15 protein-coding genes are annotated in these 15,500 nt (G+C 30.7%); 8 read left to right on the top strand and 7 right to left on the bottom strand.

Features of this window, described 5'->3' with window-relative positions; translation table 11 throughout:
- Positions 1–47 precede the first annotated feature (47 nt).
- Both BTM19_RS08770 and BTM19_RS08775 read right to left on the bottom strand, forming a co-directional pair.
- Positions 48–1,427, bottom strand: coding sequence for a sensor histidine kinase (locus BTM19_RS08770; protein WP_029378404.1), 1,380 nt, complete (start codon positions 1,425–1,427; stop codon positions 48–50).
- Positions 1,420–2,094, bottom strand: coding sequence for a response regulator transcription factor (locus tag BTM19_RS08775; protein ID WP_029378405.1), 675 nt, complete (start codon positions 2,092–2,094; stop codon positions 1,420–1,422). The genes BTM19_RS08770 and BTM19_RS08775 overlap by 8 nt, the downstream gene beginning before the upstream one ends.
- A 147-nt stretch (positions 2,095–2,241) precedes the next feature.
- On the opposite strand from BTM19_RS08775, the gene BTM19_RS08780 reads away from it, so the two are divergent.
- Entirely contained in the window at positions 2,242–3,294 is a 1,053-nt protein-coding gene (locus BTM19_RS08780) for an ABC transporter permease (RefSeq protein ID WP_038679041.1), read from the top strand.
- Entirely contained in the window at positions 3,294–3,962 is a 669-nt protein-coding gene (locus tag BTM19_RS08785) for an ABC transporter ATP-binding protein (RefSeq protein WP_029378407.1), read from the top strand. The genes BTM19_RS08780 and BTM19_RS08785 overlap by 1 nt, the downstream gene beginning before the upstream one ends.
- 87 nt (positions 3,963–4,049) lie before the next feature.
- Here the strand turns inward: BTM19_RS08785 and BTM19_RS08790 are convergent, their stop codons facing one another.
- Positions 4,050–5,015, bottom strand: a complete 966-nt coding sequence (locus BTM19_RS08790) for a YdcF family protein (protein WP_029378408.1) — start codon at positions 5,013–5,015, stop codon at positions 4,050–4,052.
- A gap of 222 nt (positions 5,016–5,237) precedes the next feature.
- On the opposite strand from BTM19_RS08790, the gene BTM19_RS08795 reads away from it, so the two are divergent.
- From BTM19_RS08795 to BTM19_RS08805, 3 genes are all read left to right on the top strand, one after another.
- On the top strand, positions 5,238–5,702 hold the full coding sequence (locus BTM19_RS08795) for a MarR family winged helix-turn-helix transcriptional regulator (RefSeq protein ID WP_029378409.1): 465 nt from the start codon (positions 5,238–5,240) through the stop codon (positions 5,700–5,702).
- Between the two features lie 294 nt (positions 5,703–5,996).
- On the top strand, positions 5,997–7,382 hold the full coding sequence (locus BTM19_RS08800) for a TcaA NTF2-like domain-containing protein (protein WP_029378410.1): 1,386 nt from the start codon (positions 5,997–5,999) through the stop codon (positions 7,380–7,382).
- A gap of 439 nt (positions 7,383–7,821) precedes the next feature.
- Complete coding sequence (locus BTM19_RS08805) at positions 7,822–9,030, top strand: multidrug effflux MFS transporter (RefSeq protein ID WP_029378411.1); 1,209 nt, start codon at positions 7,822–7,824, stop codon at positions 9,028–9,030.
- A gap of 83 nt (positions 9,031–9,113) precedes the next feature.
- On the opposite strand, the gene BTM19_RS08810 is transcribed toward BTM19_RS08805, so the two are convergent.
- On the bottom strand, positions 9,114–9,662 hold the full coding sequence (locus BTM19_RS08810) for a TetR/AcrR family transcriptional regulator (RefSeq protein WP_029378412.1): 549 nt from the start codon (positions 9,660–9,662) through the stop codon (positions 9,114–9,116).
- Positions 9,663–9,789: 127 nt separating this feature from the next.
- Here BTM19_RS08810 and BTM19_RS08815 point away from each other — a divergent pair, with 127 nt between their 5' ends.
- Both BTM19_RS08815 and BTM19_RS08820 read left to right on the top strand, forming a co-directional pair.
- Positions 9,790–10,437 carry an HlyD family secretion protein gene (locus tag BTM19_RS08815; RefSeq protein WP_017723219.1) on the top strand — a complete coding sequence of 216 codons (648 nt, stop codon included), beginning with the start codon at positions 9,790–9,792 and terminating at the stop codon, positions 10,435–10,437.
- A gap of 13 nt (positions 10,438–10,450) precedes the next feature.
- Positions 10,451–12,340: a DHA2 family efflux MFS transporter permease subunit gene (locus tag BTM19_RS08820; RefSeq protein WP_029378413.1), complete on the top strand. Its 1,890-nt coding sequence runs from the start codon at positions 10,451–10,453 to the stop codon at positions 12,338–12,340.
- A 262-nt stretch (positions 12,341–12,602) separates the two neighbouring features.
- On the opposite strand, the gene BTM19_RS08825 is transcribed toward BTM19_RS08820, so the two are convergent.
- Positions 12,603–13,250, bottom strand: a complete 648-nt coding sequence (locus BTM19_RS08825; protein WP_029378414.1) for a hypothetical protein — start codon at positions 13,248–13,250, stop codon at positions 12,603–12,605.
- A 273-nt stretch (positions 13,251–13,523) separates the two neighbouring features.
- On the opposite strand from BTM19_RS08825, the gene BTM19_RS08830 reads away from it, so the two are divergent.
- Positions 13,524–14,423 carry an alpha/beta hydrolase fold domain-containing protein gene (locus BTM19_RS08830; RefSeq protein ID WP_029378415.1) on the top strand — a complete coding sequence of 300 codons (900 nt, stop codon included), beginning with the start codon at positions 13,524–13,526 and terminating at the stop codon, positions 14,421–14,423.
- Positions 14,424–14,603: 180 nt separating this feature from the next.
- On the opposite strand, the gene BTM19_RS08835 is transcribed toward BTM19_RS08830, so the two are convergent.
- Positions 14,604–15,008 (bottom strand): hypothetical protein, encoded by a 405-nt coding sequence (locus tag BTM19_RS08835; RefSeq protein WP_058625525.1) that lies wholly within the window; start codon positions 15,006–15,008, stop codon positions 14,604–14,606.
- Between the two features lie 15 nt (positions 15,009–15,023).
- Complete coding sequence (locus BTM19_RS08840; protein WP_029378417.1) at positions 15,024–15,491, bottom strand: thioesterase family protein; 468 nt, start codon at positions 15,489–15,491, stop codon at positions 15,024–15,026.
- Positions 15,492–15,500 lie beyond the last annotated feature (9 nt).

Below are 15,500 nucleotides of genomic sequence, written 5' to 3' on the forward strand. Positions count from 1 at the left end.
GCAACTCCCAGCATTTTGTACTGTCACTAGAAATATTTATCTTAGTCTCAATGAACAAGACTCACTTTTTTAATCTGAATTATAAAGGTAGTGCCTTCATTCTTTTTACTTTGGACTGAGATAGTGCCGTCATGTAGTTCAAATATTGTTTTTGCTATAGCTAGACCTAAGCCATTACTATTATCATGACTACTTGCTTTATAAAAACGTTCGAATAAACGTGCTTGTGTTTCTTTAGACATACCTTCTCCGTCATCTGTGATTTTACAAGTGATTGTCTCGAAATCTTGATTAAGCGTGATATCGATGATACCGCCTTGTTGCGAATATTTTATGGCATTGGTAATTATGTTTTGGAAAGCTTGATGTAAAAGGCGCTCATTACCAACAATAGTAATTTCAGCTAAGTCAGACATGATAATTAAATCTTTTTCATTAGCAGAAAATTGTTCGTGACGAATGATTTGTTTGAGCAATTGGTTTAATTCAATATGGTCTTCAAAGACTAAATGTTCTCCGTTATCAATTTCTGATAATAATAACAATGCTTTAGTTAAATCACTTAGTTGACTTGTAATTTGGTATATATCATCAATATATTGTGTGCGTGCTTCAGCATTTTCAGCAAATTTTAACTGGTCCAATAAATGGTGAATATGTGTTAATGGTGTTTTAATTTCATGTGATACGTTTTGAACAAAATGTTGTCGCATATCGTCTAATTGTTTAAGTGAAAGACGCATACGATCGAAGCGAAATTGCAATGTCCCAAACTCATCTTTTCTGGTAACATGAATTGGCGTATCGAAATTACCTTTCATAAGTCTTTCAGTTGCATGTTTTAATTGTTGAATAGGTTTGATAATAGTATAGGTTGATAAAATGACTAATATAATAGAAAACAAAAGTAATAATGAGATTAATATAACTAAAAATACTCTGAATTCACTAAATGTTTTCCCGATATCAGGTCTCATGAATACTGCGTACTTTTTGCCTTTATCTTCAAAGGACATACCTACAGTATTTTGCGTAGTATTTTCAAAGAAACCAGTAACAATTGGATTATATGGTAGGTTTCGAATACCATGGTAGTCTTTGCCCTTTAATACGGTTTGGATGACATTGTTATCTACGTTATCTTTTCTAAATTTAGCACCATAAAAAGAACGTTGACCATTTTCAGAAACTGTCATTACTTGGTAATTCATTTCACCTAAATGGTTGAAAAAAGGATCTAAAGATTTAATATTTGTTTGTTTTTGATAACTGATAGCATCTTCTAAAGTACGCATGATTTTTGCATCGTTATTTGCTTTTAAATGGTTATGATAAATGATATTTGTGCATAAAAAACTTACAATAGCACTAAATAACATGACGGCAATTGTGTATATCGCAATTCTTGAATATAGTGATTTAAACATGGTCATCCACCTTATAACCTAATCCGCGTACTGTAAAAATCGTCACGTTAGCATTTAATTTTTCAAGGCGTTTCCTTAGGCGTTTGATATGGACATCGACTGTACGTTCGTCGCCTTCATAATCAAATCCCCATATTTTTTCTATTAATACATCACGATTAAATACCTGCCTAGGGTGAGATGCGAGTAAAAAAAGTAATTGAAATTCTTTATTAGGTAAATTCATTGATTTTGTATCAGATTGAAGTTCTAAATATGCTTGATTTAAAGTAATATTACCGATAGTGATTTCATTATATGCATTAATATTATAACGTTTAAGTACTGCTTTGATCCTAAACATTAACTCTTTAACTTCGAAGGGTTTCGTCACATAATCATCAGTACCAGTTAAATAGGCTTGCTCTTTATCACTTAATGCATCACGAGCAGTTAGCATAATGACAGGAAGTTCATAATCATCTTTTAATATTTTGCAAAGTTCAAAACCACTCATGCCTCCCATCATGACATCAATAATTACAATATCCACTTGATTTGTTTCAAGGTAAGTTAAGGCATCTTCAGCGCTAGATTGCGTAATTGTATTTAAACCTTCACGCTGTGTGTAATTAGAAACGTACTCTAGTATTTTTTTGTCGTCATCAACAATTAAACAAGTTGTCATGCCCAAAATCTCCTTATTCAGTATTATTGCCATTATAAACATAACCAAATAACTTCACAAATAGTAAAAAATTAACAATTGTTCATATTGAGTTCACATAATGATATTAGACTCTAAATATAAGTTTTAGAGAAGGAGTGGGAATTGATGAAGTTAGCATGGCAAGAGATTAAATATTATAAATTTCGTTATATTTTAATCATGTTAATTATATTATTGCTTGGCATTATGGTGTTATTTATTAGTGGGTTAGCACAAGGTTTAGCCAGAGAAAACATATCAATGTTAGATAACATGAAAACTGAAAAATACGTTTTACAGGATAATAAACAACCAGATATTACAAAGTCTATTATTAGCCCTGAACAGCAAAAGAAAATTGAAGATATTACGGACCAAGAACCATTAAAGTTAGCATCGCAAACGTTAAAAATAAATAAAGACGAAGAAGACGTTATCACGACGAATACAGTGAAAAATGAAAAGCCAGAATTGAAAGATGGTAACTATCCAACAAAAGACAATGAAGTAGCCATCAATACTAAGCTTACAGCTGATGGTATTAATATTGGTGATACTATAAAAGTGAAAGATGGAAAAAAACTTAAAGTATCAGGTATTCTAGACGATACAATGTACTCTCATAGTTCAGCAGTAATGATGAGTAATGACGGCTTTGATAACTTGAATAAAGAGAGTAGTACTGTTTACCCTGTAAAAGAGTTATCTCAAGCACAGCAAGATAAAATTAAAGACATTTCAGGGGTGAAAGTATTTAGTGAGGATGATATTACAAGTGAAATTGCCAGTTATCAAGCAGAGCAAGCACCATTAAATATGATGATTATAAGTTTATTTGTAATTTCAGCAATTGTATTAAGTGCATTTTTCTATGTAATGACAATCCAAAAAATTCCAGAAATCGGTATTTTAAAAGCAATTGGTATTAAGACAAGACATCTAATTAGCGCACTTATAATCCAAATATTAATTACAACTATGATAGGTGTATTGATTTCTGTAGGTATTATTAGTGGTTTATCACTAGTTATGCCAGTATCTATGCCATTCCACGTAACACCATCTAATTTACTGCTCGTGGTCGGAGTATTTATCGTGGTAGCTATTATTGGTGCTGCCTTATCACTAATTAAATTATTTAAAGTTGATCCTATTGAAGCAATTGGAGGTGGAGAATAATGAGTTTACAAGTTAAAGATATTAAAAAATCATTCGGTAAAGGTCAATCAGAAACTACTGTATTAAAAGGTATTAACTTTGAAGTGAACGATGGTGAGTTCGTTATACTCAACGGTGCTTCAGGTTCAGGTAAAACGACATTATTAACTATTTTAGGTGGTTTATTATCACAAAATAGTGGTGAGATCTTATATAATGATGCACCTTTATATGATAGTAACAAGAAAGCATCAGAATTAAGGTTGAATGAAATTGGGTTTATCTTTCAATCATCTCATTTAGTACCTTATTTAAAGGTAAAAGCGCAATTAACAACAATCGGTAGAGAAGCGGGTATGTCTAAAAAAGATGCAGACCAAAGAGCTGAAATGTTGCTAAACCAAATCGGTTTGTCACATAGATTAAGTGTATTTCCTCATATGTTGTCAGGCGGTGAAAAACAGCGTGTAGCAATTATGAGAGCTTTAATGAATAATCCTAAAATAATTTTAGCAGACGAACCAACTGCAAGTTTAGATGCAGAAAGAGCAACTGAAGTTATAGAGATGATTAAAAATCAAATCCAAAGTAAAAAAATGATTGGTATTATGATTACTCATGATAAAAGATTATTTGAATACGCAGATAGAGTTATAGAACTCGATGATGGCGTTATTGTAAATAACTAATAGAAACTATAAGAGCCAAGGGCGTTGATTTATGCCCTTGGCTTTATTTTATACTTTTATATTTACAAATTAAGTAATGCAATTAGGTTACAGATGAGGAATATGCCAAAATGCAATAATACATATAAAAAAGAGAGTAGCAAAATAAATAGTTAACATCATTTTATATTGATACATTAATGCTAAAAAATCTCGTATTAATGCGATTTCAAAAAAATGATAAGGTGTATGACTACCAACGCCAGATAACTTTAACTTAAATTTTTCTCCAAAACGTAATGCACGCATTATATGAAATTGACTAGTTACACAGACAATTTTAGGCTTATAAGAAAAAGCATCTTGAATAAGTTGCGTAGTGTACATAATATTTTCTAAAGTGCTTGTCGATTGATCTTCTAATATAATGTTATGAGGAGCAACGCCGTTATGAATTAAATAGTGTTGCATCGCGCGTGCTTCTGAAATAGGTTCGTCAGGCCCTTGACCACCACTCACAATAAATGTTGCATTTGGATTTATTTCAAACAAACGCAAAGCCTTATCAAGTCGGCATGCTAACATTGGTGTGACTTGTTCCGTGAAAATACCAGCCCCTAAAACAAGAATAGTATCAAATTCGCGAGGCGCTTTTTTATTTAAAAAAGCAGACGAACATAGCACATAACAAATAAAGGTGAATATAGAACTAAAAGCAATTGCTGCAATCCATAAGAAAATCACATTAAGGGCAATAGGGATAAAACTAATATAATAGCAGGCAAGCATAAAGACGACGATTCTAAAAACAACAAAGTATAGTCGTTTTAAAAATAATGTACTCTTTTGATGGTGTAATAAGTGCTTGTGTTTCACGTGTAATAGTATAACGCCTATCAACATAGTGACTGTTAAATCTATCGGTAAAGTATGTTGACCGATATGTAAAATGATTACAGCATATCCAACTATTACCTGGGAAATATAACTGATGAGATTTGTAGAAAAGTTAAAATTTAAGAACATACTTATGAATGCGATTAATATTAAAATACATAAAAACAATGACAACATGTTAATGCTTCACTCCAGATTGTTTAGTATATTAAATGTAGTTTAATATTCTAAAATAAGCAACTCTAACAATGCTTAAGTTTGCTGAAATATAGCTATTGTTTTAAGTGAAATAAACTTATCAAATTTTACTTTTATACAGCTGTAAATATTGATATTATTAACATAATATAAAAATATAAATGAAATGTTTTATACTTAGAAGATATAGGGGTGTAACTGATGGTGAAAAATTTAGGCAACCACATTGTATTCATGGGAGAATTCATTGATGATGTCAACACATTATTAGCTAAGTTATTGAAAGAGTTAAGAGAAGAATATAATATATCTAAAGAGCAAGCTAACGTTATTTTAATGCTTGAGAATGAAAAAACAATGACTTTAACTGAGATAACTGAAAGACAAGGGGTTAATAAAGCAGCAGTTAGTAGAAGAATCAAGAAATTAATTCAAGCTGAAGTAGTGGAATGGGTTAAAACAGAAGAAAGCACAGATCAAAGATTAAAATACATAACATTGAGTGAGAAGGGGAAACAATTTAATCGTGAAAGTAAATCGATTATAAATGATATTGTCAGTGACATGTTACATGATTTGTCTGATGATGAAATAGAACAAGCGCGTTATGTTCTAGAAATCATTGGACAAAGATTAAAAAACTTCAATATTAAAAATCATTCATAAAATATTAGAGTATAGCTTATGACATAAGAATATATTCGATTCGAAAATGGGTACCTTTTATTTAGTTAAAGTTATTGAACAGTTTGTTACAAGATCAAAGTAATACTAGACTAAATATGTATATCAATTTAGATTTAGATTAAATATAATATAAATGATGCAATAGCGTTTTGTGTTGTTTAAAACTATCCTTCATACTATAAAGAACCATGAAGAACATACATATAGTTTCAACTTATAATATGTTAAAATAACGGGATAGTGCAAAAATTCAGGTATAAAGTTGGTGAGAAAATGCAAAAATGTCCTAAGTGTGGGGGAAATACAAGAGATGGACAACGAAAATGTGGCCATTGTGGACGGTTACTACGTCAAGATGATTCAGCAAAAATGACGCGTTCATCCAAAGAAACTAAAAAAATAACAAATATTAAAGCGCGTAAAATTATACCCTTGGGAATTGCATTTTTTATCGTAATTTTACTTATCATAATTTTTATCTTATTAAAAAATTTCAATTCACCTGAGGCACAGTCAGAAATCTTAATCAATGCAATTGATAATAATGATACTCAAAAACTTTCTACTATTTTAAGTACACAAAATAATAGTGTAGATGAAAACGAAGCAGAAGCTTATATAAGATATATCAAAGAAGAAGTAGGTATGGATAACTTTGTAAAAGATGTAAACCAAAAAATAGAGAAGTTAAACAAGAGTGATACGAAAGAAGCTGATTCTGTAACAGCTAAAAATGGTGAGAATGTATTACGTGTTAGTAAAAATGGCAGACGCTATTTAATATTTGATAATATGAACTTTACCGCACCGACAAAAGAAGCGATTATAAAACCTAAATATGAGACTACTTACAAATTTAAATCTGGTGATAAACAAAAAACTGTTGTAGCAGAGAAAAACAAAGCAACCTCATTAGGTAAATTTATCCCAGGTGATTATGCTTTAGAAACTAAAAAAGAGATGGAGAATGGACAGTTTGATGGTCATCTCAGATTTGATTTTAATAACAGTAATAACGAAACCGTAGATGTACATGAAGATTTTGATGAGGCATACATTCAAGTGGAGTTAAGCGGTGCATCAGAGATAGATAAAGACTCGGTTAAAGTGAAAATTAATGATAAAACTTATGATTATGCTAAAGCAAAAGAAATTGGACCATACCCTAAAACAAAAGATTTAACAATATCTGCTGAAGGGGAAGCCAAGAAGAAAATGTTTAAATCAGCAGAAACAACTGTGAAAACAGATAATCTTAAAGATAAAACGAAAGTTACTATGAACTTTGATAGTGATAAAATCAAGGAATATGTAGAAAAGAAAGAAAAAGAAGAAAATAGTTTCAGAAATAAGGTGGCTAATTTTTTCGGTAATTACACAGCTGCAATGAATAGTGCACATAGTCAAAGCAACTTTTCATTAGTTTCTAATTATTTGAAGAAAGATACTGATAATTATAAAGCAACTAAAGGTGGGGTAAAAGGAAACAATTTATTATATTTACAACAACCTCAAATTACTGAAATCGTAAAACAAGGTAAAACTTATTATGTAACTGCCAATACATTGAAAGAAAATGGTCAATATGGCTCGGTTGATTATCAATTAGAGGGCGATGATGATGCAGGTAATTTAAAAATAGTTAAATATTCTGAGTGATTTAAACAGTTTATGCTTTGATTAGTGTTAAATATGTTGAGTAGAGGTCTAGGACATCAGTTGTTGTCTTAGACCTTTTTTAAAAACCACTTCTCTAAAGAACCACTTCTCTAAAGAACCACTTCTCAATTTATTGAGTTAGTGGTTCTTACACATGAGTTTTACTCAGGTGTTCCGCTTTTGAAATTGAAGCGGTTCTTACACATGAGCAATAGCTCATGAGGATCAAAACACGTCACTTATAAATCTACATTATTTAGAAAGAACATTCAGCTTATATGAGTTATAAGTAACTATTTAAATATCTCATTATTAAAGCTATAATAGTAGCAATGAACTTTAAAAATAACTTGTAAAAGAATGTTTATAATTTTAAGAAATTAATAAAATATAAACCTTTTCATCAACGAAATCACACATCATTGTGAGGAGAATAAATATGTCTAATTATCAAGAACAAAGTAAGCAGCCTTTATTGTTCGTAGTTATACTCGGGGCACTTACTGCAATTGGTGCATTATCTATTGATATGTTCCTACCTGGTTTGCCACAGATTCAATCTGATTTTAATACTACAACCTCAAATTCACAATTAACTTTATCACTCTTTATGATTGGGCTAGCACTAGGTAACTTATTTGTTGGGCCGATATCTGATGCTATAGGTCGTAAAACACCGCTTATAGTCGCAATGTTACTATTTACTTTAGCGAGCATTGGGATTATTTTTGTAGAAAATATTTGGATAATGATTGCTTTAAGATTTGTTCAAGGCTTTTGTGGTGGGGCTGGTGCTGTTGTTTCAAGAGCTATTTCCAGCGATTTATATAGCGGTAAACAATTAACGAAGTTTTTAGCATTGCTTATGTTAGTTAATGGAGTGGCTCCAGTTATTGCGCCAGCACTTGGTGGCGTCATACTATCATTTGCTACTTGGCGAATGGTCTTTGTTATATTAACAGTTTTTGGAATTTTGATGCTATTGGGAACTCTGCTAAAAGTTCCGGAATCTTTAGCAGAGGAACGCAGAGATAGCCCGCATATTTTAAGCATATTTAAAAATTTCAAATTACTATTGATGACACCTAAATTTGTATTACCTATGTTAATTCAAGGCGTAACGTTTATACTGCTATTTAGTTATATTTCAGCATCGCCTTTTGTCACGCAAAATATTTATCATATGTCTGCTCAACAATTTAGTATTATGTTTGCATTGATTGGCATAAGCTTGATTTTCTCTAGTCAACTAACAGGAAAATTGATTGATTATATAGATAAACAATCATTATTACGGATATTAACAATGATTCAATTAATAGGTATTGCAGTTGTATCAGTTACGTTAATTACACATTTACCAATTTGGATTTTATTTATTGGTTTTATTGTACTCGTTGCACCAGTTACTGGAGTAGCAACCTTGGGCTTTTCTATTGCAATGGAAGAACGTACTGGGGGAAATGGCAGTGCATCAAGTTTATTAGGGCTTGTACAATTCTTATTAGGGGGCTTAATATCCCCATTAGTAGGTATGATGGGAGAATTGAGTTTCGTACCTTACGTTTCAATAATTATCATAGCTGGTATCTTACTAATTATCTTACAGGTAATAAATTATTTTGTTTTTAAACCTCAATCATTTTAAAATTAACAAAAGACGCTATATTTTAAGATAGCGTCTTTTTTATGCTTAAGAAAATTCGTGGTGATAGCAATTCAAATATGTTGTTATCGTCTTAGTTTAATTACATTTGCAAGGAGAATTTGAGCAAGTTCGTCAGCTGATTCAGGGCAGCCTTCACGTATCCATAAATATACAATACCAATTTGTCCGCCCAACGCGTAAGTAACAAATTGCTTTTTCTTTTTTATATTTGTATAGTCTATAATAATTTTTGTATATGTTTCCTTAGTAAGCGTTACATAATCGGAAAATAAATCGCGATTAGGGTGTGAAACAAATATCGCATGGAAGAACCCATAATGTCGTTCAATATAAGTTAAGATACTTTTGAAAAATTTATATAGTTTATAATGATTTATCTCTTCTTTATTTTGACTGTCATATAACGAATTTAATAACTTTGAATATTTTTGTAGGTGATACATCTGTATTGTAGATAACAGATCATATTTATCTACAAAATAATCGTAAAATGTTGTTCGATTTATTCCACTATACGCACATAACATTTTTATCGTGATGTTTTCAAAAGGGTATTCTTCTAATAGTAAAATCATACTTTTAATTATTTTATCTTTTGCTCTTTGTCTCATTTTTACTCCTTCAAAAACACGGTAGATACAAACCCAACACATTTTATAGAAGTGTTGGTGTTTTTTTATTGTACATGTATCTATAATATATAAAGTGAATTTTAAAAGCAAATAGGAGGAAAGAGTAATGAAAAAAATGGTATTAATTAACATCATTACCATTGTAGTTCTTGTGATTATTGGTGTAGTCGGTTTCCACTTTTATAATCAAGCTACAGGATTTGTAAGTACAGAGAATGCCAAAGTTGACGGAGAACAAATTAAAGTGTCTGCGCCAGCATCAGGCGAAATCAAATCATTTGATGTTAAAAATAATGAAAAATTAAGTAAAGGCGACAAAGTTGCTGAAATAGCAGCTAAAGGTGAAGATGGCCAATCACAAAATATGGATATTAAAATGCCACAAGACGGAACAATTGTAAAAACTGATGGCATGGAAGGTTCAATCGCGCAAGCAGGATCTCCAATTGCTTATGCTTATAATTTAGATGATTCTTATATTACTGCAAATGTTGATGAAAAAGACATTTCAGATGTTGAAGAAGGTAAAGATGTAAATGTAAAACTTGACGGCGAAAAAGCTGAACTTAAAGGTAAAGTTGAAGAAATTGGTAAAGCTACAGCTTCAAGCTTTTCAATGATGCCTTCATCAAATACTGATGGTAACTATACTAAAGTTTCTCAAGTAGTACCTGTGAAAATCTCACTTGATTCAAAACCATCTAAAAACGTTGTTCCAGGAATGAACGCTGAAGTTAAAATTCATAAAAATTAAGGGGGGTCTATAAATGACAATGACCTTCATTATTATTTACGTAGTCATAGCGCTCATTTTTGTTGGATTGATTAATCTTTTTATGGCAAAGAGTAAGAAAAAACGATCAAAAAGACAAATGGAACAAATGAAGCAAGAAGATAACGCTTCTGATGAAAATTATCAATCTAAATTTAATATAAGTGACAAAGAAGGTTCTAACGAATCAACTATGGAGTCAGAAACAGCAACAACAGAAGAGAATTTGGAAGATGACGATACTTTAAGTAGTGAAGTTACAGATCAATCAATTGATAACTCAGATGAGACAACAGATGCTGATCATCAAAATATCAATCCAAATTCTGAAGAAGCAAAAGTAAACGAAAAATTAAAGGAAAAACATAGTTCCTTTATGTTTGGTAAAGGAACGTCACAAGGTAAAGTGCTATTAGCAATGATATTCGGTATGTTTATAGCAATCTTAAACCAAACGTTATTAAACGTTGCCTTGCCTAAGATCAATACAGATTTTAATATTTCAGCGAACACGGGTCAGTGGTTAATGACAGGGTTTATGTTAGTAAATGGTATTTTAATTCCGATTAGTGCTTATTTATTTAACAAATATTCTTATAGAAAACTATTTTTAGTAGCGATGACGCTATTTACAATTGGTTCCCTTGTCTGTGGTATGTCAGGTTCATTCACAGTAATGATGGCAGGACGTGTATTACAAGCGATTGGTGCTGGTATACTGATGCCGTTAGGTACGAATGTATTTATGACTATCTTCCCTCCAGAAAGACGTGGAGCTGCGATGGGTACACTTGGTATAGCGATGATTTTAGCGCCAGCTATTGGTCCTACTTTATCAGGTTATATCGTTGAGAACTATCACTGGAATGTTATGTTTTATGGCATGTTCATTATTGGATTAGTTTCACTAGCAATTTCATATATTTGGTTTAGAGTTTATCAAGTTACAACCAATCCAAAAGCGGATATACCGGGTATAATCTTCAGTACAATCGGTTTTGGTGCATTATTATATGGATTCAGTGAAGCTGGTAATAATACATGGAGTTCACCTATAGTAGTGATTTCATTAATTGTAGGAGTCATCTTTATCATTGCCTTTGTGATTAGAGAGCTCACAATGCGTGTACCGATGTTAAGTATGGAAGTATTAAAATACTCTGGATTTACTTTGACTACAGTAATCAATATGATTGTAACGATGAGCTTATTCGGAGGTATGATTTTACTACCATTATATCTTCAAAACTTAAGAGGATTTACACCGATTCAATCTGGTTTATTATTGCTACCAGGTGCATTAATCATGGGTGTTATGGGTCCTATTGCAGGTAAATTGTTAGATACAATTGGTATTAAACCATTAGCTTTAGTAGGTACGGGTATCATGACTTACGCAACATGGGAATTGACAAAATTAAATATGAATACGACGTATGGACATTTAATGCTTATTTATATTATTCGTTCGTTTGGTATGAGTTTTATTATGATGCCTATTATGACGGCAGGTATGAATTCATTACCTCAAAGACTTATTTCACATGGTAATGCTTTATCAAATACTTTAAGACAATTGGCTGGTTCAATTGGTACAGCACTATTGGTGACAGTAATGTCAACACAAAGTACACAATACGCTGCTGGTTACGCACAAGATTTAGATAAAACAAATCCATTTTTAAAAGACCGTTTACAAGAAATGGCACAAGCAATGGGTGGAGAGCAAATGGCTACTTCACAAATATTAGAATTTGTACAAAAACTTGCTTCTATTAATGGTGTGAATAGCGCATTCTTAATTGCAACAGCATTAAGCGCGCTTGCATTTATCTTAAGCCTATTCTTAAAAGGAAAAGCACACTACATTTCAAATGAAAAGTAAGTTGGTATTAAAATAAGCTAATATATATTGTATAAAAGACATGAATTTCATAAACTAGAATATAATATCTTCTAGTTAAAAATAAACGTCAATTTCTATTCGAGTAATATAGAAATTGACGTTTTTTAATTTTATAAACTTATGTGGTTTGTTGAACTACTATTACTTATCATTATCCCATATCCAAAATTTAGTATAAGCATAATAAAAACCATACAATTTAGTTATTACTCGAATTGTATGGTTACTTTAATAATATAATTTAAACAATTACTTTTTTATTATTTTTGCGATTTCTAAAAAATAGGCTAATTAAAATAAGTGCAATGCTACAACCTAGTAATATAAATGCATTATGAAGCGCATCTGCTTCAGTTAAGATTTGTGATGGTTTGATTGAAACGTAGTATTGACTCATGGAATCAGCAATATGTGTAGCAATATTTTTAATAAGGTATGAAAAACCAAAAGTAATAATCAACATAATAGCAATAACAAGTAAATTTACAATCTTTAATGCAGTTCTATTAAACACGAGTGTAAAAATAGTTAAAACTAAACTAACGATACAAGCCATAAAGAATACATAAAAGACTAATATTAATCGATCTATACTTGTTTGAAGATCATCAATGCTTTCGATATTAATGTTAAGGTTCGAAAAATCATTGATTGAATCTTGGAAATTAGTGAGTTGATGGAAATTAATAGTTTCTTGAACAAAAACTAAATTGAAAATAGGTTCTTTAAACATACTATAGCCTGTAATCGCTATTAATATTAGAACGATGATATGAATGATAATACTAACCCACGATTTTTTCTTTTTTTCATATTGTAAACCACGTTGCATAGGTTCACTAGTTAAGGTGTGTTCAAAGTCCTTGAATTGTTTGTGTTTATCGGCCATAAGTACTCCTTTCACTGCATATTGCTAGCATTTATTTATTTTGTAACTTTTGTTTTGTTATAATGTTTAATAGCTGATACATTTTAAGTATTACTAACATGACTTTTAAATATAATAATAATCAAATTGTTAGTTTTTAAATTACCCACATTATATTATAACTATGATTTTTGATCATTATATTAATTTTACCATAACATTTATTTTTTTTAATAAGTAAAACAAAGAATATTGGACGATAGCATAATAAATATAGATTGGATGGATTATGGAATGAAATCAAGACTAACAACTAAATTTATAAATAAATACTTATTACCTCATAGATCTATTATTTTTAATACAGATCAAGATTTTGAGTCATTCATGGAAAAGCGTGAAAAGATTAATGATAAAAAACATAAACAGCCAGAAACACTAAATGTTAAATCTGATTTGGATAAGCAAACACTAGATGACTTACAAGTATTTAGATTCAGATTTAGACATAGTAAAGAAAAAAAGATTTTATATATTCATGGTGGTTATAATACTTTACAACCATCAGCTTTTCACTGGAGATACATGGATAAACTGGCATTAAGTACTTTATATGAAGTTGTTATGCCTATCTATCCAAAAGCACCGAAATATAATATTGATGATACATTCGATGCTATTTTTAAAGTATATAATGAATTGTTAAAAGAGGTTGATAGTAAAGACATTATCGTTATGGGTGACGGCACTGGTGGCGCTTTAGCACTTAGTCTAGTTCAACAGTTGCAAGAGCAAGGACAACCAATGCCTAGAAAACTATATCTATTTTCTCCATTATTAGATGCACAATTAGATAATACAGAAATTACTGAAGCACTAGATCGAAAAGATGTACTCGTAGATAAAGACGGTGTTCAAAAAATATTGAAACGTTGGTCGAACAACTTGCCATTAAATGATTCAAGACTCTCTCCTATAAATGGTAATTTGATTGATTTACCACCAATTTATATGTTTGGTGGTACTCATGAAATTTATCTAGCAGATATGTTGAAATTTACTGAAATTTTAGCTTCAGCACAACAAGAAATTCACTTTTATGAGTATAAACGTATGGTTCACGCTTTCCCTTTATTACCAATAAGAGAATCTCATAAAGTAATTAAACAAATTGTTGGAACAATTAATGAGTAAATAAAGTCATAAATTTTAATATATAAAGGTGATTAACTTTAACGGACAGGATTGGAAACCAAAGTTGACTGGACTTCCAATCTTGTTTTTTGATTAGTAACAAACTTAATAAAGGATAAAACAACTGCCAATTAAGTTAACTTGATTGGCAGTAGAATTTCAATAAAAGGCAGAATATAGTTATTGATTTATAATTTTCGTATTAATAGAATCGATGATAAACTTTTGCCCCATTAAAGTGTAATGATAGGCCAATATCTCTTCGTAATCAGCCGTCGGTTGTGCGAGCATTTTAAATTTTTGTGAGGAAGTGTCATAATCATTTAAAACACTTGTTGCATACTCATTAAAATTTGAAATAAAAGCCTGATTATCTGGATAAGACTTCAAAATGAAATCAATGTAATCAATAGCTCTTTTTTGTCCTTGTAAATAACTAATATCTAAGCCACGTTTAATCAATTGACTATCAGGTCCATTGATAACAAGGCTCTTACTTTGATTAAGCTCGCTAAGTTCAAATTTAGTTTGGTCAAATAAATCATATAAATGTGATTCAACACTTGTATGGATGTTCTTTGTCATTTTTTTCTCAACTCCTTATCTAGTAATTCCTATACGGTGACCCAATTGCTTTGGCCAGTCGATGCGCCGTTGATTATTATAATAGGAAATAATTTCATTTGCATATTGTTCAGGGAAAGGGGATGTTTTATTAGTTTTGCGATTGATACCTAACATCAAAGCTTCATTAGTTGCAACAGTTGTACCATCTGTTTTTGTCATGATTGAGAAGAAGTGTACGCTTTTCTCATTATAATCGTATAAGTAAATAGTGATTTGATATTCATCATTTTCTACTAATTCAGATAAATAAGCGGTTTGTTCTTCAACAGTAAATAAGGTATAGCTTAATGTTTCTCTTTCCTCTAAAGATAATCCCTTTTGGTAATTAAACTGGTTAATAGCGTCACTGAAAATCATATTATATTGCGCATCATGTACATGATTATTGTGGTCAATCATATCTTGTGTTACGTAGTGATTAATAGTAAATGGATTTTGCATCAAAACACT

Source organism: Staphylococcus xylosus (assembly GCF_002732165.1).
GTDB classification, from domain to species: domain Bacteria; phylum Bacillota; class Bacilli; order Staphylococcales; family Staphylococcaceae; genus Staphylococcus; species Staphylococcus xylosus.